Source organism: Luteibacter sp. SG786 (assembly GCF_011759605.1).
Taxonomy (GTDB): Bacteria; Pseudomonadota; Gammaproteobacteria; order Xanthomonadales; family Rhodanobacteraceae; genus Luteibacter.
On sequence record NZ_JAAOYX010000001.1, the window covers coordinates 957028 to 975414 of the forward strand.

Here is an 18387-nt window from a genome sequence, read left to right on the forward strand (position 1 = left end):
TGGCCTGGCAATATCGATGGGTGATCGCTCGAGTGTAGCCGCGCCTGCACGATTGTGGCGAGGCATCTTCCTCGCCGTGTTCGTCGCATCGTGCGTGGCGAAAGTGGTGATAGCGTGCACGTTGTCGCCTTTCGGTGACGAGGCGTTCTATTGGCAGGAAAGCCTCTCCCCCGCGTGGGGATACAGCGATCTGCCGCCGCTTACGGCGTGGCTCATCGCGGTGTCGGTGGCCGTGTTCGGGCACGGCCTGTTGCCCATGCGCCTGCCGTTCCTGCTGCTGGGCGCCGCACTTCCCTGGCAGGTGGGGGCGATGGCAGCGCGTTACGGTGGTGAACCGGCGCGTTGGCAGGCCGCCACCTTCGCGTCGTTGTTGCCGCTCGCGGGTAGTCTCGGGGTGCTGGCACTGCCGGACGTGCCGCTCACGTTCGCTACGCTGCTCGCGCTTCAGGGGTTGTTGATGGCGCTCGACACTGGTCGATCGCGTGGCTGGCTCCTGCTGGGCCTCGGCCTCGCCATCGCCTGGATGACGCACTACCGCGCGGCGATGCCGATGCTGGCCGGCCTCGCCTTCCTCGCGCTGACACCGCGCGGGCGGCTGCAATGGCGGTGCCCAGGCCTGTGGTTCGCCATGGGCGTCGCCTCGCTTGGGCTCGTTCCGATCATTCTGTACAACCTGGGTGCCCATGGCGCCGGTCTCGCCTTCCAGTTGGTGGATCGCAATCCCTGGCGCTTCCACGCCGATGCCCTCGTGCAGCCACTGGAACAGGCCGTGGCATGCACGCCGATCGCCTGGGCGACGATGCTCTGGGCGATCGCAAGGGCGTGGCGGCGCCGCGCGGAGCCACCGCTCGATGCGCTCGCGGTGGTCGCCGGCACCTTCGTCGTCGCGTACTTCGTTCTCGGCCTGTTCGCCGACGACCTGCGCTTCCGCGCGCACTGGCCACTGCCCGGTTACCTCGTGGCGTGCGTGGCGCTGCCGCTCGTACTGCGCGAGGCGGGAACCGCCTGGAGGCGCACGGTCCATGCCGGATTCGTGCTGGCGGGCCTGGGTCTCGCCGCGGGGTTGGGATACCTGGGTCTTGCCGCGTCGGCGCATGGCGCCGCCGTTCTCGCAGGCATGAAGGCGTTCCCCACCAACTTCACGGGCTGGCGCGAGAGCGCGGCGGCCAGCCGCGACGCACTGGCTGCGCGGCCGGAAGCCATCCTTGTCGCCGACAATTTCATGCTCGCGGCGGAGCTGCGTTTCGCGCTGGGAGCGTCACGTACCGTGTATTCGCTGGACAGCCCCTTGAACGTGAAGCACGGACGGGCACCGCAACTCGCCGCCTGGGGGCTGGACGAAGACGGCCTCGCGAAGCATGCGGGCGCCACGATCCTGCTGGTGGTCGACGAGTCGAAACTGCACGACATCGAGGCGCGCGACTGGCTCGGGTCCATCTGCGCGCGGGTCGACGTCGTCGCTCCGGTGGGGCGGTTGCAGGCCTTCGACGGGCGACGCCGTTTCGCGTTGTACGAGGGAAGGGCACGGGCCACGCGCGGCGTGCCCGGCAACCCCGACGATTGCGTAGTGTGGATGGCGGCCTATCGGGCTTCGCTAGCGAACGGCCCCTAGGGAAGCACCACGCCCGCGGCGCGTAGCAGTCTCGACGTCGCGATCAGAGGCAAGCCGACGAGTGCCGTCGGGTCTTCGTTCTCGATCCGCTCGAACAGGGCGATGCCGAGCCCCTCGCACTTGAAGCTTCCGGCGCAATCCAGAGGCCGTTCGCGTTCGATGTAGCGCTGGATGTCTTCGTCAGACAGCTCGCGGAAGCGCACCCTGGTTTCGTCCACATGGGTGATTGCATCGCCACGCAGGTCGATCACGCACACCGCCGTGTGGAACACGACATCGTGGCCCGAACTGGCCGCCAGCTGTTCGTGGGCCGCCCGCACGGTGCCGGGCTTGTCCAGGATCCGCCCTTTCAGGTCCGCCACCTGGTCCGAGCCGATGACGACGGCGCCGGGGAACTGGGCCGCCACGTCACGGGCCTTCGCTTCGGCCAGCCGCGCGGCGCGCGCAGCAGGCTGCTCGCCCGGCCAGGCGGCTTCGTCGGTGCCGGGCGCGGCCTGTTCGAAATGGTCGAGCAGACGACGGAGCAGGGCGGCACGGTAGTGCGAGGTGGAGGCGAGAACGACGGTGGGGTGCGGTGACACGCTAGGGTCCTAGAAGTCTTTGTGGATGTGTTCGCGGACGGCGGTATCCAGTGCGGTCTGGGCGTCGTCGAGCGCCCGCAGCCGCGGTTCGAGCTGGTGCCGGGCGCGGACCAGGGCGTCCACCGCGTCGTCCAGCTCCCTCTGGCTGGCCTCCGGGGCGCGGTCGCGGATCCACAGGCGCTGCTGGAGCAGGGCGCGGAGCCCCGACTCGACGGCGTGCTGCGCCTCCAGTTCGCCCGAGGCAGGTACGTCCGGGCTGACCGACATGACGGCGTGCGCACGCTGGAGACGGTCGCGGCAGTCCTTGAGATCGGACTCAAGCCGGTCGGCATTGTCCATCAGGTCTTGCAGGGCCCCGTGCCTTCGGCGCGAACGTTGATGGCGCAACGTCCACGCGCACAGGCCCAGCGCTATCGCCAGCGTGCCCGCAAGTGCATAATAGGCAAAGGAAAACACGCGTGATCTTCCCCTTCTTGGGCACCGGGCCGCAAACCGGGCGCAGGAAGGGCAGTCTGCCCGAAAGTCATCGTGCCGCGCAAAAGCGTCGGACATGCCTGTCGGCGCCCTCTAACCGGTTGACTTCAGGCATGTTGATGCCTAACATCTCACGATTATGTCCGTGACATTGCCATCGTCCGTGGACGCTTGGCGCGAGGTTCGTGCGCGGCGTTCGTTCCAGGGTCAACTTCCCGTTTCGGCGTTTTCGCGCCTGGGTGAAGTGGTTGCGTCTCCCGAAGGGGTCGTAACCTACGAGCTGGATTTCGGCCGCGACGAATTCGGTGTGGCCTACGTGGCTGTACGCGCGAAGGCCGGGTTGACCCTCATCTGTCAGCGCTCGCTGGAACCATTCCAGTTGCCGGTGGAAGTCGATGCCCGTCTCGGACTGATCGTCGAGGAAAGCGAGGAGGCGTCGTTGCCTCCCGGTTACGAGGCACTGCTGGTCGAACAGGACGGCAAACTCGATCCGATCGCGACCATCGAGGACGAACTGCTGTTGGCGCTGCCGCTGGTTCCGGTGAATCCGGACCACGAACTGCCCGACGATGTCACTGGATCCGGCGGGGACGACACGCTCCCGCAGGAAAAATCTGAAAACCCGTTCGCGGCACTCCGCGGACTCATTAAGTAATTTCGCTGGAGATTTGTCATGGCCGTTGCCAAGAGCCGCAAGACCCCGTCCACCCGCGGCATGCGTCGTTCGCACGATGCGCTGAAGTCCGTGCAGCTGTCGACCGATCCGACCAGCGGTGAAGTTCACCTGCGTCACCACGTGACCAAGGACGGCTTCTATCGCGGCAAGAAGGTCATCGACACCCGCGGTGCGGTCGAAGTCGAGGACTGATCTTCCCCCTTGGGAACGATCACAACGCAGGCGGCGCGGCAACGCGCCGTTTTGCATTTGTGGCATACCGTTTTTCCGGCCCCGGGCCGCTCATGCTGCCTGGGTGAATCCTCCGTCTCATTGGGGATACGGTTCTGAAATACGCCCGCATCATCGGTACCGGCAGCGCGCTTCCCGAGAAAGTGCTGACCAACGCCGACCTCGAAAAAATCGTCGATACGAGCGACGAGTGGATCCGCACGCGCACCGGCATCACCGAGCGGCACATCGCGGCGGAAGGTGAAACCACGGGCGACCTCGCCTTCCTCGCTGCCCAGCGCGCGCTGGAAGCAGCCGGCGTGAAGGCCTCCGAGATCGATCTCATCATCATCGGCACCACCACGCCCGATCTCATCTTTCCCTCCACCGCCTGCCTCGTCCAGCATCGTCTGGGGGCGAATGGCTGCGCCGCCTTCGACGTGAATGCCGCCTGCTCCGGCTTCGTCTACGCGCTTGGCGTCGCCAATGCGTTCATGCGCAGCGGCCAATCGAAGAAGGCCCTGGTCATCGGTGCCGAGACGCTTACCCGCATGGTCGACTGGACGGAGCGCGAGTCCTGCGTGCTGTTCGGCGACGGCGCGGGTGCCGTGGTGCTCGAGGCCTCCGCCGAGCCCGGCATCTTCACCACCCGCATGCGCGCGGACGGCGGTTTCAAGCACCTGCTGTTCAATCCCGTGGGCGTGTCGGCCGGCTTCAAGGACGAGCCGAACCATGGCGTGCGCATCAGCATGCTCGGCCGCGAAGTCTTCAAGGTGGCAGTCAAGACGCTCGACGCCCTGGTGGGCGAGACCTTGGAAGACGCCGGCATGAAGGAGGACGAGATCGACTGGCTGATCCCGCACCAGGCGAACCTGCGCATCATCGAGGCGACGGCGAAGCGCCTGAACATGTCGATGGACCGCGTTATCGTCACTGTCGACAAGCACGCGAACACCTCGTCCGGTTCCGTGCCGCTGGCGCTCGACTATGCCGTGCGCTCGGGCAAGGTGCAGCGTGGGCAGAACCTGCTGCTGGAAGCGTTCGGCGGCGGCTTCACCTGGGCCTCGGCACTGCTGCGTTACTGATTCGCTTCATGTGGGAGCCGCTTCAGCGGCGATGGGTGCTCGCCCCACGCTGGCCCGCTGCCGCGGGATCGCCGCTGAAGCGGCTCCCACAGGTATTCGATGCGCGGCTACCAAACTCCCGCGAATGGTGCATTCGTCCCCGGCTTGCTGGCACCATTCGCGGTTTGAAGTCCCGGAACCGTCTCGCATGACCTCATCCAGTGCCTCGCTCGCCTTCGTTTTCCCTGGCCAGGGTTCGCAGTCCGTCGGCATGCTTGCCGAACTGGCGGCGGCTCATCCCGAAGTGCGTGCCACCTTCGACGAAGCCTCCGAAGGCGCAGGCGCCGACCTCTGGTCGATCAGCCAGGACGGCCCGAAGGATGTCCTCGACAGCACCGAAAACACGCAACCCGCGCTCCTGGCCGCAAGCATCGCCGTCTGGCGCGTCTGGGCGAAGCGGGGTGGCCGCATGCCGGCACTGCTTTCCGGTCATAGCCTCGGCGAATACAGCGCCCTGGTTGCCGCATCGGCCCTTTCCCTGAAGGACGCCGCCGGCCTGGTGGCCGAGCGCGGCCGTCTCATGCAGGCCGCCGTGCCGCCGGGTGTCGGCACCATGGCCGCCATCCTCGGAGGCGACGACGCCCAGATCGCGCAGGTATGCGAGGAAGTGGCGCAGGGCCAGGTGGTGTCGCCCGCGAATTACAACTCCCCGGGGCAACTCGTAATCGCCGGCCACGTCGAAGCCGTGGATCGCGCCCTGGCGCGCCTCGCGGAACTCGGGGTCAAGAAGGCCGTGAAGCTCGCGGTGTCGGTGCCGTCGCACTGCATGCTGATGCGCGACGCCGCCGACCGCCTCGGCGAGCGCATGGCCGCCCTCGACTGGTCGCTTCCGTCGATTCCCGTCGTGCAGAACGCCGATGCGAAGGTGCACACGTCCATCGAGGACATTCGCGGCGCGCTGATGCGTCAGCTCTACCTTCCGGTGCGGTGGACGGAGTGCGTGCAGGCGCTTGCCGCAGCAGGAATCGTCCAGACTCTGGAATGCGGCCCGGGCAAGGTGCTGAGCGGGCTCGTCAAGCGCATCGACAAGTCGATCGACGGCAAGGCCATCGGCACGCCGGAAGAACTCGACGCCGCCCTGGCCGCCGTCTGACCCTTACCGAAGGATATCCCCATGACCTCATCCCTGAAGGGCGAAATCGCCCTCGTCACCGGCGCCAGTCGCGGCATCGGCGCCGCCATTGCCGACCTGCTGGCCGAGCGCGGCGCCACCGTCTACGGCACCGCCACCAGCGAAAGCGGTGCCAAGGCCATCGGCGAGCGCCTTGCTCCCCATGGCGGCCACGGCCGCGTGCTCGACGTTACCGATGCCTCGGCCATCGACGGGCTCGTCGATGCCATCGCCAAGGAAGCCGGTGCGGTTTCCATCCTCGTGAACAATGCGGGCATCACGCGCGACCAGCTCCTCATGCGTATGAAGGAGGAAGACTGGAGTGCCATCATGGAAACGAACCTCACGTCGGTATTCCGCACGTCGAAGGCCGTGATGCGCGGCATGATGAAGGCCCGCAAGGGCCGCATCGTCAGCATCGCATCCGTGGTCGGCGTCACCGGCAATCCGGGGCAGGCCAATTATGCGGCCGCGAAGGCGGGCATCATCGCGTTCTCGAAATCGCTGGCCCGTGAGATTGGTTCGCGCGGCATCACCGTGAACGTGGTCGCCCCGGGTTTCATCGATACCGACATGACCCGTGCGCTGCCGGAAGAGCAGCGCACCGCCCTGCTGACGGGCATCGCCCTGGGCCACCTGGGCGAGGCCAGTGACATCGCCGAGGCCGTGGCCTTCCTGGCCTCGCCGGCCGCCCGGTACATCACGGGCGAGACCCTGCACGTTAACGGCGGCATGTACATGCCCTGACCGGGGCACCCTCCGGAACCGCGGCAGTCGCCAGCGGCCCGGATTTGAGAGACAATCGCTATTTCGCGCCTCGCCGACACCGGTGGGGCGTCATCAACGTGATGGCGGCATGCTGGCGGGTACGGTCCTTAGCCACTACAATGCCGCCGGATTTTCCCTCGGGAGGTAAAGGCAACATGAGCAGCATCGAAGAACGCGTCAAGAAGATCGTCGTTGAGCAGCTGGGCGTCAAGGAAGATGAAGTGACCGCGAACGCGTCGTTCGTTGACGATCTGGGCGCCGATTCGCTGGACACGGTCGAGCTCGTGATGGCCCTCGAAGAAGAGTTCGAGTGCGAGATTCCTGACGAGGAAGCCGAAAAGATCACGACGGTCCAGCAGGCGGTCGATTACGTCAAGGCCCACGTCAAGGCCTGATCGAGCGCGCTGGTTGTCGATCGGAGGCGCCGCCTCCCGTCGATCTCCGAGCGACACGGAAGCTGCGCCGTCATGGCGCAGTTTTCGTTTGCGTGTAACGCAACCTGCGCCCGCGTATGGTTCGCGCGAACAGTGAAGGATGAGAACGCATGAGTAAGCGACGTGTGGTAGTAACCGGCATGGGCATCATCTCGCCGGTTGGCAACGATCTCGCCACCGCGTGGAAGAATGTCGTCGAGGGCAACAGTGGCATTGGCCCCGTCAGCGAATTCGACGCCAGCGCCTACGCGACGAAAATCGCAGGCGAAGTGCGCGACTTCGATCCGGTGGAAGCTTATTTCGCCGGTTCCGACGCGGACGACGACGAGAAGCGCAGCATCGGCAAGGACTTCAAGCGGATGGATCCGTTCATCCACTACGGCATCGTCGCAGGTACGCATGCGTTTCGTCAGTCGCGTCTGAAGATCACCGACGAGAACGCTGGCCGCGTCGGCATCGCCGCGGGCGCCGGCATCGGCGGTCTTCACACCATCGAGGCCACGGCGATCGAACTGCGCGACAAGGGTCCGCGCAAGGTGTCGCCGTTCTACGTGCCCAGCTCCATCATCAACATGGTGGCGGGCAACCTGTCGATCTACCACGGCATGAAGGGTCCGAACATCGCCCTGGTGTCGGCTTGCACCACGGCCGCGCACAACATCGGCATGGCCATGCGCCTCATCCAGTACGGCGACGCCGATGCGATGCTGGCCGGTGGTGCCGAGTTCGCCACCACGCCGACGGCGATGGCGGGTTTCTGCTCGGCCAAGGCCATGTCCACGCGCAACGACGATCCCACGCACGCCAGCCGTCCGTGGGACACCGGTCGCGATGGCTTCCTGCTGTCGAACGGCGCCGGCATGCTCATGCTCGAGGAATACGAGTTCGCGAAGGCCCGCGGCGCGACCATCCTGGCCGAGCTGATCGGCTTCGGCATGAGCGGCGACGCTTACCACATCACCGCTCCCAGCGGCGACGGTGCCGAACTGGCCATGCGCAATGCGCTGCACGACGCCGGCCTGAAGCCGGAAGACGTGCAGTACGTGAACGCGCACGGCACGTCCACGCCGGTCGGCGACCTCGGCGAAGCCAAGGCCATCCGCAATGTGTTCGGCGACCACGCCACGCAGAAGGGCAAGTTCGCGGTGAGCTCCACGAAGTCCGTCACCGGCCACCTGCTCGGTGCCGCGGGCGGCGTCGAGGCGATCTTCTCGATCCTCGCCATACGCGACGGCATCATTCCGCCGACGATGAACCTCGAGAACGTCGATCCGGAAGTCGAGGCCCTCGGCATGGACCTCGTGCCGAACAAGGCGGAGAAGGCCGATATCCAGGTCGTCATGTCGAACTCGTTCGGCTTCGGCGGCACGAACGGCACGCTCGTCTTCCGTCGCGCCTGATAGCGCGAACGGGCTCTTAGGCGTTGGCTTTCGTCACGCGAACCCTGGCCGGCCGGCGCGATCTTCTCGCGCCGGCCGCGTCGTATCCGGAGCGTTATGCCGCGCTGCTGGCCAGTGCCGTCTCGGGAACGCCGCAGGCGCGTTTCGACATCCTCCTTGTGGCGGGTGACGCGTCGCTGACTCTATCGGCGGACGGCGTTACCCGGAACGAACACGACGAGGCGTTGCAGGGCACTTTCCTCGACGTGCTCGACGATGCATGGGCTGCGCACCGGCGTCCGCGTGTCGACGATGGCCTTCCGTTCCATGGCGGATGGGTGGTCTACCTAGCCTACGAACTGGTCGGCCAGATCGAGCCGAGTCTCGTGCTGCCGCCGTCCGGCGGCGCCATGCCCGTGGCGTTCGCGCTGCGTACGCCGGCCGCAGCGATCGTCGACCATCTCGAACAACGCACGATCCTTGTCGCGGAAGAGGGCGCGGAGGTGTGGCTGGACACACTGGCCGCGGATCTCGGGGCCGTCATGCCTGAAGAATCTCTCGCGCTGCCGCTCGCGGTCGACGAAGACGATCCGTCTCGCTTCCTCGACGGCGTGCGTCGCGTGCAAGAGCACCTGCATGCGGGCGACGTCTTCCAGGTGAATCTGTCGCGCCGCTGGACGGCGCACTTCGCCGAGCCGCCCGCGCCCGCCGTCCTCATGCGCGAATTGCGCGCCGCGAATCCGGCACCTTTCGCCGGCTTGCTGCAACGCCCCGGCTGGGCGGTGGTGAGCTCGTCGCCCGAGCGGCTGGTGGCATCCCGCGACGGCGTTCTGCAGACGCGGCCGATCGCCGGCACGAGGCCGCGCATCGCGGGCGACGACGATGCCGCGCGCGTCCGCGAGCTCGTCGGTCATCCGAAGGAGCGCGCGGAACATGTGATGCTGATCGACCTCGAGCGCAACGACCTCGGCCGCGTCTGTGTCCCCGGTAGCGTGGCCGTCGACGAATTCATGGTGGTCGAGAGCTATGCGCACGTGCATCACATCGTGTCCAACGTGCGCGGCCGTGCGCGCGAAGGCACGACGCCGGGACAGGTGATCGCCGCCACGTTCCCCGGTGGAACCATTACCGGGTGTCCGAAGGTGCGGTGCATGGAGATCATCGGCGCGCTGGAGCGCGAGCCACGTGGTGCGTATACGGGGGCGCTTGGCTATCTCGACGACAACGGCGACATGGATCTCAACATCCTCATCCGCACCTTGTCCGTCGAAGGCACCCGGGTTTCGTTGCGCGCGGGCGCAGGCATCGTCACCGATTCGGTCCCCGAGCGCGAGCTGGAGGAAACGCGGGCCAAGGCGCGCGGGCTCCTTCGCGTGTTCGGGCGGGCATGACGCCGCGCACCTCCATCGATTTCCTCGACGCGGATCGCGTGTCCGTATCCGATCGCGGCTTCACCTATGGCGACGGCCTGTTTGAAACCGTCCGCGTCGTTCATGGGCGGGCGCCACTATGGCCGCGTCATGCCGGGCGGCTGGCCAGCGGTTGCGAGCGCCTGCGCATTCCGGCGCCGGACATGACGGCCGTGCTCGGCGAAGTGCTGCGCCTGTGTGCCGGCCTCGACGATGCCGTGGCTCGCATTACGCTCACCCGCGGCGCCGGCGCGCGAGGCTATGCCCCGCCGCCCGCACCGCGACCGACGCTTGCCGTGACGGTGTCGCCGTTGGCGCTCGATCCGTCGGCGGGCAGGGATGGTGTCGCCGTGCGTCTTTGCGCCACCCGGCTGGCCGTCCAGCCGTTGTTCGCCGGCATGAAGCACCTCAACCGTCTCGAACAGGTGATGGCGCGCGGCGAATGGGACGACCCGGCGATAGCCGAGGGTCTGATGCTCGACACCGACGGTCATCTCGTCAGCGCCACCGCTGCCAACCTCTTCGCCGTGTTCGACGGCCGGTTGGCGACGCCGCCGGTCGATCGCTGCGGCGTGGCCGGTGTGGCGAGGGCGGAAGTGATGGACGTACGCGACGTGGAACAGGTCCGACTGAACCCGGATCGACTCATGGCGGCCGACGAGGTCTTCCTCACGTCGGCCGTTCGCGGCATCCTCCCGGTTCGGGTTTTCGCGACCCGTTCGTGGCAGCCCGGCCCCGTCACCCGTGCCCTGCAGGCGCATTGGCGTGACATCGGCCTGCCTTCGCCCACAGGTTCCAAGGACTCCGATCGATGAAAATACGCGGCATCGCCCTGTGGCGGGCCATTCTGCTGACGGTGCTGGTGGCGGCGATCGCCGTGGGCGCCTGGCTGTGGTTCGACTGGGCGCGGTTCGCGGGCACGCCGCTCGCCATCCCCGCGGCGGGGCAGAGCATCGACGTGGCGCGCGGCGCCTCGTTCAAGGACATCGTGCACGATCTGCGCGCGCGGAAGGTCACGCATGCATCGCCGCTCTACTGGCGCGTTCTTGCGATGGAGATGCGCGCTTCGGGCCGGCTGCACGCGGGCGAATACGCCCTGCGTCCGGGCATGACGCCCCGCAATCTCATCGCCGACATGGCGGCGGGCAAGGTCATGCAGCGCAATTTCACCATCGTCGACGGCTGGACCTTCGCCGACCTGCGCAAGGCGCTGGCCGCCGTGGACACGCTGACACACGACACCGCGGGCGAGGACGATGCCGAACTGATGAAAGGTCTCGGCGCGGAAGGCGACCATCCGGAAGGCCGCTTCCTGCCGGAAACCTATGCGTACGTGAAGGGCGACAAGGATTCGAGCATCCTGAAGCGTGCATACGCCGCCATGAAAAAAACCCTCGATGCGGCCTGGAACTCCCGCGCGCCCGACCTGCCGCTCGCCACGCCCTACGAGGCGCTCATCCTCGCTTCCATCGTGGAGAAGGAAACGGGCAGGGCCGACGAGCGTCCGCGCATCGCGGGCGTGTTCATTCGCCGCCTTCGCCTGCGCATGCTGCTGCAGACGGATCCCACCGTGATCTACGGCATGGGCGCGGCGTATGTCGGCAATATCCGGCGCAGCGACCTCACCGCCGACAATCCTTACAATACGTACACTCGGGTTGGCCTCCCTCCGACGCCCATCGCCCTGCCGGGGCGCGCGGCTATCGAGGCGGCGCTGCATCCGGCGGATGGCAAGGAGCTGTATTTCGTCGCCCGGGGCGACGGCAGCCACGTCTTCTCGTCGACCCTGGAAGAACACAACCGGGCCGTGGCCTGTTACCAGTTGAAGCGATGTCAGTGACGAGTATCCAGCGCGGCCGGTTCATCACCCTCGAAGGCGGCGAAGGCGCCGGCAAGACCACCTTGCTGCGTGGCCTCGAAGCGCACCTGCGCAAGCACGGGATCGATCTCGTGGTCACGCGGGAACCCGGCGGCACCGAGGTCGGCGAGGCCGTTCGCGCCCTCGTGCTCGACGCCGCGAACAACGCGCTCTGCGCGGAGGCCGAACTCCTGCTCATGTTCGCGTCGCGGGCGCAGCATGTTCGCCAGGTGATCGAGCCCGCGCTGGCCGCGGGCCGCTGGGTGCTCTGCGACCGCTTCACCGACGCCAGTTACGCCTACCAGGGCGGCGGCCGCGGCCAGCCGCTCGAGCGCATCGCCGAACTGGAACGATGGGCGGCGGAAGGGTTGCGGCCCGACGTGACGCTGTTGCTCGACCTTCCGGTCAGCGATGGCCGTGCGCGTGCGGCCGGGCGGGGCGAGGCCGACCGTATCGAGGCGGAGGCCGATGCCTTCTTCGAACGCGTGCGCGACACCTATAGAGCGCGTGCAGCGGGCGATCCGTCGCGGTTCCGTCTGCTCGACGCCACGGCCCCGAAGGACGACGTGCTGGCGCAGGCCGTCGCCGGTGTTTCCGGTCTCGTTGCCGGGAGCGCACGGTGAGCCGCTGGCCCTGGCACGAGGACGCCTGGGCGCGCCTTCAGGCGCGGCGCGAGCGGGACGCGCTTCCGCATGCGCTGTTGCTCGCCGGGCCCGCGGGCCTCGGCAAGCGCGATTTCCTGGCGGCTTTCGTCAAGGGACTGCTCTGTCAGCGGCCCGTCGGCGGCGAGGCCTGTGGCACCTGCCGCGCCTGCCAACTGGTGGATGCCGGCACGCATCCCGACCTCATCACCCTTTCGTTCGGATTGCGCAAGGATGGCGTCACCCGCAGCGAGATCGTGGTCGATCACGTTCGCGACCTCTCGCAGAGGCTGTCGATGGCCAGCCAGTTCGGCGGCTGGCAGGTTGTGACGATCGATCCCGCCGACGCGATGAACGCCGCCGCGGCCAATGCGCTGCTGAAAACGCTCGAAGAACCGACCCCCTCGACGCTGCTCGTGCTCGTTGCCGACCAGCCGGCGCGGTTACCCGCGACGATTCGCAGCCGCTGCCAGCGCATCGACTTCCTGGTGCCGCCGCGCGACGTGGCGCTCGAATGGCTGCGCGCGGAAGGCGTGGCCGATGCGCCGGCCGCGCTGGACGCCGCCGGGGGCAACCCCGGCATGGCAAGGGCATGGGCGGCGGACGGCGCACTGAAACAGCGCGGGGAGGTTCGCCACGACCTGAAGGCACTGGCCGCGGGTCGGGGCGACGCCATGGAGGTCGTCAAGCGCTGGCAGGCCGCCGATCCGGCACGTTACCTGTGGTTCGCCGCCCAGGCGGCTACCGACGAGCTGCGCGCGCGCGCCGCCGGTACGCCGCCACCGCTGGAAAGCCAACTCGACGACGAAGCCCTGGACAACTGGTACGGCAAGGCCAACCGGGCGCGGGACGCACTCCGCGGCCCGCTGCGTGTCGACCTCGTCCTGCTCGAGGTGCTTGCCGCCTGGCGTTAGCGGGAAGGGTTCTTCCCGTACGGCCGTTGTCCTTGACGCGCTCTTATCGTGGCTTCGGTCTTAATCGAGCCGACGTTTCGATCCTCCCTGGAGCAGTCCTTGTCACGCCACCCGGTTATCGACGGCAGCACCCGTCTCCTCGTCGTCGCCCCCCATCCCGACGACGAATCGCTTGCCGCGGGAATGCTCATCCAGCGTACGCTGGCCGCCGGGGGCAGGGCGGACGTCCTCCTGCTGACCGACGGCGACGACAATCCCTGGCCGCAACGCTGGCTCGAGCGGCGCCTGGTCATCGGTGCCGAGGCGCGCGCCCGCTGGGGCCGCCGGCGCCGCGGCGAAGTGGCCGCCGCCCTGGCTCGTCTCGGCGTGGGGGCCGATCACCTCCACGCCCTGGGCTGGCACGACATGGAGGTCACCACGCAATTGCGCCAGCGCCATGCGGAGGCCGTGGCCTCGGTGCGCCGGGTGCTGGACCGGGTACGGCCGAACCTCGTGGTCATTCCCGACCTGGGGGATGCCCATCCCGATCATGGCTCGGCCCACGTGCTGGCCCGGCTGGCCCTGGCGGCGGCAGGATCGATGGCCGACGTGCTCACTTACATGGTGCACGGCACGGAGCGCTCGGCGCCGGAAGACCTGCTGGTGCCGGACCTCGACCCGGAACGCCAGGCGACGAAGGTGTGCGCCGTGCTGGAGCACGCGACCCAGATGGCCCTCAGCCGGAAACGGATGCTCCGCGTGGCTTCGCGGCCGGAGCGCTTCGATCGCCCGCCGCCTGCACCGGTCACCGGCGCCCTGCGCCTGCCGTGGCGACCGGGCCCGCTAGCCCGCGCCCGCCTGCGAGTGGTTCTGGCCGACGGCGCGGGCGTGCTGGTCTGGCCGTGGCGCAAGGCGCCGCTGGAGCGGATGGGCGGCGACTGGGTCCTGCCGCTTCGCGACGTTCCCGGTCCGGCCTTCGCGAAGCTGACCGCCGACCTGTCCACGCCCTGGATCTACGACCACTACGGGTGGGCCGGGCAGGACCCCGAGCCGGTCGGGCTTGTGGCGCGGCCCGTGGGGTAGCTAGCATGGCTCTCAATACAGGGAATCCTTAAGTCCATGACCGCCACCGCCTCCTCGCCGCGCCAGGGCATTCTTTCGCTGAAGATCAAGGACGTGAATTCCCTGTACATCTCGTACATGCCCTACCTGAAGACGGGCGGGCTGTTCGCTCCCACGGCGCAGCGCTACAGCCTGGGCGACGAAGTGGCTCTCCTGGTCACCCTGATCGACGAGAACGAGCGGCTCTCCGTCGCCGGCAAGGTCGTTTGGATCACGCCCGTGGGGGCGCAGGGCAACCGCACCGCCGGCGTGGGCGTCCAGTTCAACGAATCGCCCGAAAGCGAGGCCGCGCGCCAACGCATCGAGGGCCTGCTGGCGGGCACCCTCTCGTCCGAACGTCCGACCCAGACCATGTAGCCTGAGGGCGCGGCATCGCGCCACCTGTGGCGAATGCGCCATCGCAAGGCAGTTTCCGCTCATTAAGACTTGTCGGCATACCTGCACGCACTGGTACAATAGATCGGTTCCCCAACGTGAGATTGTGGATATCCGGAGTCGTTGGCGCGTCCGTCGCGCCGGCTCGGAGCGGTCCATTTGGATCGATTCGAAAAAACTCCGGCCGACACTAGCCGGACCGCTCGTCCCCGTCGACGGTCACTGATGCGCCCAGCGAGGCGCGGAGGTACGCAGCATCGTGCTTGCCCAATACTGGCCCGTCCTGTTGTTCATCGCCGTCGCAGTCGGCCTTGGCATCGCCCTCCTGGTGATCGGCATGCTCGCCGGTCCGAAGCGCCCCGATGCCGAGAAACTCGCGCCGTACGAGTGCGGCTTCGAAGCGTTCGAGGACGCGCGCATGAAGTTCGACGTGCGCTATTACCTCATCGCCATCCTCTTCATCATCTTCGACCTCGAAATCGCCTTCCTTTTCCCGTGGGCGGTGGTGTTCGACAAGATCGGCGTGATCGCCCTCGTCGAAATGGCGCTGTTCCTCGCGCTTCTGGTGGTCGGTTTCGCTTACGTCTGGAAGAAGGGAGCGCTCGAATGGGAGTGATGACCAGCCTCGACCGGGTGATGCACAACCCGGAGCCGCTCAACCTCGTCGACGACATCATTCGTCCGAACGGCAATCCGCCGGCGGTGAGCCGCGGTTTCGGCGTCACCAGCATCGACGCGCTCATGAACTGGGCGCGTACCGGTTCCATGTGGCCGATGACCTTCGGTCTCGCCTGCTGCGCCGTGGAGATGATGCACGCGGGTGCCGCGCGCCTCGACCTCGACCGTTACGGCGTCATCTTCCGTCCCAGCCCGCGCCAGTCCGACGTGATGATCGTGGCCGGCACGCTGGTGAACAAGATGGCTCCGGCGCTGCGCAAGGTGTACGACCAGATGCCGGACCCGAAATGGGTCATCTCCATGGGTTCCTGCGCCAATGGCGGCGGGTACTACCACTATTCCTATTCGGTCGTGCGTGGTTGCGATCGCATCGTTCCGGTCGACATCTACGTGCCGGGTTGCCCGCCGACGGCCGAAGCGCTGATCCACGGCATCCTGCAGTTGCAGAAGAAGATCCGCCGCACCCACACGATCGCGCGTTAACAGGGCCAGGGCATCATGAGCGTTATCAACGAGACCTCGCTGGTCGAACGGCTCGCCGCGCGCTTCGGCGACATGCTGAGCGTGAACGTCCAGCGCAACGAAGTCACCGCCGAGGTGGCTCCGCGCGACCTCGTCGCCGTCGCCACCGCGCTGCGCGATGAGGCCGGTTTCCGCTTCGGCACCATCATCGACGTCTGCGGCATCGACTACCTCGGTTACGGCAAGGCCGAATGGGACACCGACACCGCGCAGGGCGAAAGCTTCTCGCGCGGCGTCGAAGGCCAGGCCATGGGCCGTTTCACCTGGGAAGAGCGTCCGCGCCAGGTCGAACAGCAGCGCCGCTTCGCCGCCGTGATCCACCTGCTGTCGATCGAACTCAACCAGCGCATCCGCCTGCGTGTGCCCTGCGAGGACGACGCGTTCCCGATCGTGCCGTCCATCACGCCGATCTGGCCGGGTGCCGACTGGTTCGAGCGTGAGGCATTCGACCTCTTCGGCATCATTTTCGAGGGCCACCCCGACCTTCGCCGCATCCTCACCGATTACGGCTTCGTGGGTCATCCGTTCCGCAAGGATTTCCCGCTCATCGGCAACGTCGAGGTCCGTTACGACCCCGAGCAGAAGCGCGTGGTGTACGAACCGGTATCGATCGAGCCGCGCGTGCTGGTGCCGCGTACGATCCGCAACGACGCCGACCTCGATCAGGCCAGGGCGGAGTCCGCCGACCACTGGCGGGAGAACTAAGCCGTGGAAGAAATTCGCAATTACACGATGAACTTCGGCCCGCAGCATCCCGCTGCGCACGGCGTGCTGCGCCTCGTGCTGGAAATGGACGGCGAGACCATCGTCCGTGCCGACCCGCACGTGGGCCTGCTGCACCGTGGCACCGAGAAGCTGGCCGAGTCGAAGCCGTTCAACCAGTCCATCGGTTACATGGACCGCCTCGACTACGTGTCGATGATGTGCAACGAGCACGCCTACGTGCGCGCCATCGAGAACCTCATGGGGATCGAGGCGCCCATTCGCGCGCAGTACATCCGCACGATGTTCGACGAGATCACGCGTATCCTGAACCACCTCATGTGGATCGGCTCCAACGCGCTCGACCTCGGCGCCATGGCCGTCTTCCTTTACGCGTTCCGTGAGCGCGAGGAACTGATGGACGTGTACGAGGCGGTGTCGGGCGCGCGCATGCACGCCACGTACTACCGTCCGGGCGGCGTCTACCGCGACCTGCCCGAGCAGATGTCGAAGTACCGCGAGTCGCCGTGGCACAAGGGTGGCGACCTGAAGCGCCTGAACGCCTGGCGCGAAGGTTCGATGCTGGACTACCTCACGGAGTTCACCAACGACTTCCCGGCGCGCGTGGACGAATACGAGGCGCTGCTCACCAATAACCGCATCTGGAAGCAGCGCACCGTCGGCATCGGCATCGTCTCGCCGGAGCAGGCGCAGGCGTGGGGCATGACCGGCGCGATGCTGCGCGGCTCGGGTATCGCCTGGGATCTGCGCAAGAAGCAGCCGTACGCGGCCTATGCCGACATGGATTTCGACATCCCCGTGGGCGTGAACGGCGACTGCTACGACCGTTACCTCGTGCGCGTGGAAGAAATGCGCCAGTCGAACCGCATCATCCAGCAGTGCGTGGCGTGGCTGAAGGCCAACCCGGGCCCCGTGATGCTGCGCAACTACAAGGTCGCGCCGCCCAGTCGTGAAGAGATGAAGAACGACATGGAAGCCCTGATCCACCACTTCAAGCTGTTCACCGAAGGCTACGGCGTGCCCGCGGGCGAAACCTATGCCGCGGTGGAAGCGCCCAAGGGTGAATTCGGCTGCTACCTCGTTTCCGACGGTGCCAACAAGCCGTTCCGCGTGCACCTGCGCGCGCCGGGCTTCGCGCACCTGTCCTCGATCGACGCCATCGTGAAGGGCCACATGCTCGCCGACGTCGTCGCGATGATCGGCACCTACGATCTCGTCTTCGGCGAAGTCGACCGCTAAGTCGACGGAGTGAACTGAACCATGAAAGCCACCGGTCATTTCGAGCAGGTCAAGGACGTCGATCCCCTCGTCGTGCTCAACGATCACACCCGCGCCCACATCGACCACTGGGTGTCCAAGTTCCCGCCGGATCGCAAGCGTTCCGCGCTGATCCAGTCGCTCATGGGCGCGCAGGAGCAGAACCAGGGTTACCTCACCGACGAGCTGATCACGGCGGTGGCCAAGTACCTGGAACTGCCGGCGATCTGGGCCTATGAGGTCGCCAGCTTCTACTCGATGTTCGAGACCACGCCCGTCGGTCGCAACAACGTCGCCATCTGCACGAACATTTCCTGCTGGCTCAACGGTGCCGAGGGCATCGTGCGCCATTGCGAGAAGAAGCTCGGCATCAAGACCGGCGAGAGCACGGCCGACGGCCGCGTTTACCTCAAGCAGGAAGAGGAATGCCTGGCCGCGTGCGCCGGCGCGCCGATGATGGTCGTCAACGGTCACTACCACGAGAAGCTGACGACCGATGCGGTCGACGCGATCCTCGACGGTCTGAAGTGAGGTAAGGGC

General features: G+C 66.9%; 22 protein-coding genes. 20 read left to right on the forward strand and 2 right to left on the reverse strand.

Annotated elements, in window-relative coordinates; translation table 11 throughout:
• The first annotated feature begins 16 nt into the window (after positions 1–16).
• A complete protein-coding gene (locus tag FHS47_RS04235) occupies positions 17–1612 on the forward strand; it encodes a glycosyltransferase family 39 protein (RefSeq protein ID WP_167023366.1) in 1596 nt (531 codons plus the stop codon).
• Here FHS47_RS04235 and FHS47_RS04240 read toward each other — a convergent pair.
• Positions 1609–2193, reverse strand: a complete 585-nt coding sequence (locus FHS47_RS04240; protein ID WP_167023369.1) for a nucleoside triphosphate pyrophosphatase — start codon at positions 2191–2193, stop codon at positions 1609–1611. The two genes, FHS47_RS04235 and FHS47_RS04240, sit on opposite strands and share 4 nt — an antisense overlap.
• Positions 2194–2202: 9 nt before the next feature.
• Entirely contained in the window at positions 2203–2649 is a 447-nt protein-coding gene (locus FHS47_RS04245; protein WP_167023371.1) for a hypothetical protein, read from the reverse strand.
• Between the two features lie 157 nt (positions 2650–2806).
• Between FHS47_RS04245 and FHS47_RS04250 the strand changes: the two genes are divergently transcribed.
• The 19 genes from FHS47_RS04250 to nuoE all read left to right on the forward strand — a co-directional run bounded on the left by FHS47_RS04250 (position 2807) and on the right by nuoE (position 18378).
• Positions 2807–3322, forward strand: coding sequence for a YceD family protein (locus tag FHS47_RS04250; protein ID WP_167023373.1), 516 nt, complete (start codon positions 2807–2809; stop codon positions 3320–3322).
• 18 nt (positions 3323–3340) lie between these two features.
• Complete coding sequence (rpmF, locus tag FHS47_RS04255) at positions 3341–3535, forward strand: 50S ribosomal protein L32 (protein WP_090054210.1); 195 nt, start codon at positions 3341–3343, stop codon at positions 3533–3535.
• A 134-nt stretch (positions 3536–3669) separates the two neighbouring features.
• The gene (locus FHS47_RS04260; RefSeq protein ID WP_167027645.1) at positions 3670–4638 is read left to right on the forward strand and encodes a beta-ketoacyl-ACP synthase III; all 969 of its coding nucleotides are present in this window, start codon (positions 3670–3672) and stop codon (positions 4636–4638) included.
• Between the two features lie 187 nt (positions 4639–4825).
• The gene (gene fabD, locus FHS47_RS04265; protein ID WP_167023376.1) at positions 4826–5770 is read left to right on the forward strand and encodes an ACP S-malonyltransferase; all 945 of its coding nucleotides are present in this window, start codon (positions 4826–4828) and stop codon (positions 5768–5770) included.
• A 21-nt stretch (positions 5771–5791) separates the two neighbouring features.
• Positions 5792–6535: a 3-oxoacyl-ACP reductase FabG gene (gene fabG, locus FHS47_RS04270; RefSeq protein ID WP_167023379.1), complete on the forward strand. Its 744-nt coding sequence runs from the start codon at positions 5792–5794 to the stop codon at positions 6533–6535.
• Between the two features lie 176 nt (positions 6536–6711).
• On the forward strand, positions 6712–6951 hold the full coding sequence (gene acpP / locus FHS47_RS04275; RefSeq protein ID WP_167023382.1) for an acyl carrier protein: 240 nt from the start codon (positions 6712–6714) through the stop codon (positions 6949–6951).
• 149 nt (positions 6952–7100) lie between these two features.
• The gene (gene fabF / locus FHS47_RS04280) at positions 7101–8390 is read left to right on the forward strand and encodes a beta-ketoacyl-ACP synthase II (RefSeq protein ID WP_167023385.1); all 1290 of its coding nucleotides are present in this window, start codon (positions 7101–7103) and stop codon (positions 8388–8390) included.
• 44 nt (positions 8391–8434) lie between these two features.
• A complete protein-coding gene (locus tag FHS47_RS04285) occupies positions 8435–9760 on the forward strand; it encodes an aminodeoxychorismate synthase component I (RefSeq protein WP_167027648.1) in 1326 nt (441 codons plus the stop codon).
• Complete coding sequence (pabC, locus tag FHS47_RS04290) at positions 9757–10593, forward strand: aminodeoxychorismate lyase (RefSeq protein ID WP_167023388.1); 837 nt, start codon at positions 9757–9759, stop codon at positions 10591–10593. The genes FHS47_RS04285 and pabC overlap by 4 nt, the downstream gene beginning before the upstream one ends.
• On the forward strand, positions 10590–11618 hold the full coding sequence (gene mltG, locus FHS47_RS04295) for an endolytic transglycosylase MltG (RefSeq protein WP_167023391.1): 1029 nt from the start codon (positions 10590–10592) through the stop codon (positions 11616–11618). Before pabC ends, mltG begins: the two co-directional genes overlap by 4 nt.
• Positions 11609–12259, forward strand: a complete 651-nt coding sequence (gene tmk, locus FHS47_RS04300) for a dTMP kinase (protein WP_167023394.1) — start codon at positions 11609–11611, stop codon at positions 12257–12259. The genes mltG and tmk overlap by 10 nt, the downstream gene beginning before the upstream one ends.
• A complete protein-coding gene (gene holB, locus FHS47_RS04305) occupies positions 12256–13191 on the forward strand; it encodes a DNA polymerase III subunit delta' (protein ID WP_167023397.1) in 936 nt (311 codons plus the stop codon). The genes tmk and holB overlap by 4 nt, the downstream gene beginning before the upstream one ends.
• 99 nt (positions 13192–13290) lie before the next feature.
• Entirely contained in the window at positions 13291–14253 is a 963-nt protein-coding gene (locus FHS47_RS04310) for a PIG-L family deacetylase (protein WP_208381790.1), read from the forward strand.
• 36 nt (positions 14254–14289) lie between these two features.
• On the forward strand, positions 14290–14649 hold the full coding sequence (locus FHS47_RS04315) for a PilZ domain-containing protein (protein ID WP_167023400.1): 360 nt from the start codon (positions 14290–14292) through the stop codon (positions 14647–14649).
• Between the two features lie 277 nt (positions 14650–14926).
• A complete protein-coding gene (locus FHS47_RS04320) occupies positions 14927–15283 on the forward strand; it encodes an NADH-quinone oxidoreductase subunit A (RefSeq protein ID WP_167023403.1) in 357 nt (118 codons plus the stop codon).
• Entirely contained in the window at positions 15274–15828 is a 555-nt protein-coding gene (locus tag FHS47_RS04325; protein ID WP_167023406.1) for an NADH-quinone oxidoreductase subunit B, read from the forward strand. The genes FHS47_RS04320 and FHS47_RS04325 overlap by 10 nt, the downstream gene beginning before the upstream one ends.
• A 15-nt stretch (positions 15829–15843) precedes the next feature.
• Positions 15844–16572, forward strand: coding sequence for an NADH-quinone oxidoreductase subunit C (locus FHS47_RS04330; RefSeq protein ID WP_167023409.1), 729 nt, complete (start codon positions 15844–15846; stop codon positions 16570–16572).
• A gap of 27 nt (positions 16573–16599) precedes the next feature.
• Complete coding sequence (locus tag FHS47_RS04335; RefSeq protein ID WP_193569916.1) at positions 16600–17829, forward strand: NADH-quinone oxidoreductase subunit D; 1230 nt, start codon at positions 16600–16602, stop codon at positions 17827–17829.
• 21 nt (positions 17830–17850) lie between these two features.
• Positions 17851–18378 carry an NADH-quinone oxidoreductase subunit NuoE gene (gene nuoE, locus FHS47_RS04340; RefSeq protein ID WP_167023415.1) on the forward strand — a complete coding sequence of 176 codons (528 nt, stop codon included), beginning with the start codon at positions 17851–17853 and terminating at the stop codon, positions 18376–18378.
• Positions 18379–18387 lie beyond the last annotated feature (9 nt).

Bases quoted from the DNA above. Each gene is read 5' to 3' on its own strand.
- FHS47_RS04325 (WP_167023406.1), top strand. From the start codon at position 15,274: ATGGGAGTGATGACCAGCCTCGACCGGGTGATGCACAACCCGGAGCCG.
- FHS47_RS04315 (WP_167023400.1), top strand. From the start codon at position 14,290: ATGACCGCCACCGCCTCCTCGCCGCGCCAGGGCATTCTTTCGCTGAAG.
- nuoE (WP_167023415.1), top strand. From the start codon at position 17,851: ATGAAAGCCACCGGTCATTTCGAGCAGGTCAAGGACGTCGATCCCCTC.
- tmk (WP_167023394.1), top strand. From the start codon at position 11,609: ATGTCAGTGACGAGTATCCAGCGCGGCCGGTTCATCACCCTCGAAGGC.
- mltG (WP_167023391.1), top strand. From the start codon at position 10,590: ATGAAAATACGCGGCATCGCCCTGTGGCGGGCCATTCTGCTGACGGTG.
- FHS47_RS04330 (WP_167023409.1), top strand. From the start codon at position 15,844: ATGAGCGTTATCAACGAGACCTCGCTGGTCGAACGGCTCGCCGCGCGC.
- rpmF (WP_090054210.1), top strand. From the start codon at position 3,341: ATGGCCGTTGCCAAGAGCCGCAAGACCCCGTCCACCCGCGGCATGCGT.
- fabG (WP_167023379.1), top strand. From the start codon at position 5,792: ATGACCTCATCCCTGAAGGGCGAAATCGCCCTCGTCACCGGCGCCAGT.
- FHS47_RS04335 (WP_193569916.1), top strand. From the start codon at position 16,600: ATGAACTTCGGCCCGCAGCATCCCGCTGCGCACGGCGTGCTGCGCCTC.
- fabF (WP_167023385.1), top strand. From the start codon at position 7,101: ATGAGTAAGCGACGTGTGGTAGTAACCGGCATGGGCATCATCTCGCCG.
- acpP (WP_167023382.1), top strand. From the start codon at position 6,712: ATGAGCAGCATCGAAGAACGCGTCAAGAAGATCGTCGTTGAGCAGCTG.
- FHS47_RS04235 (WP_167023366.1), top strand. From the start codon at position 17: ATGGGTGATCGCTCGAGTGTAGCCGCGCCTGCACGATTGTGGCGAGGC.
- pabC (WP_167023388.1), top strand. From the start codon at position 9,757: ATGACGCCGCGCACCTCCATCGATTTCCTCGACGCGGATCGCGTGTCC.
- fabD (WP_167023376.1), top strand. From the start codon at position 4,826: ATGACCTCATCCAGTGCCTCGCTCGCCTTCGTTTTCCCTGGCCAGGGT.
- FHS47_RS04250 (WP_167023373.1), top strand. From the start codon at position 2,807: ATGTCCGTGACATTGCCATCGTCCGTGGACGCTTGGCGCGAGGTTCGT.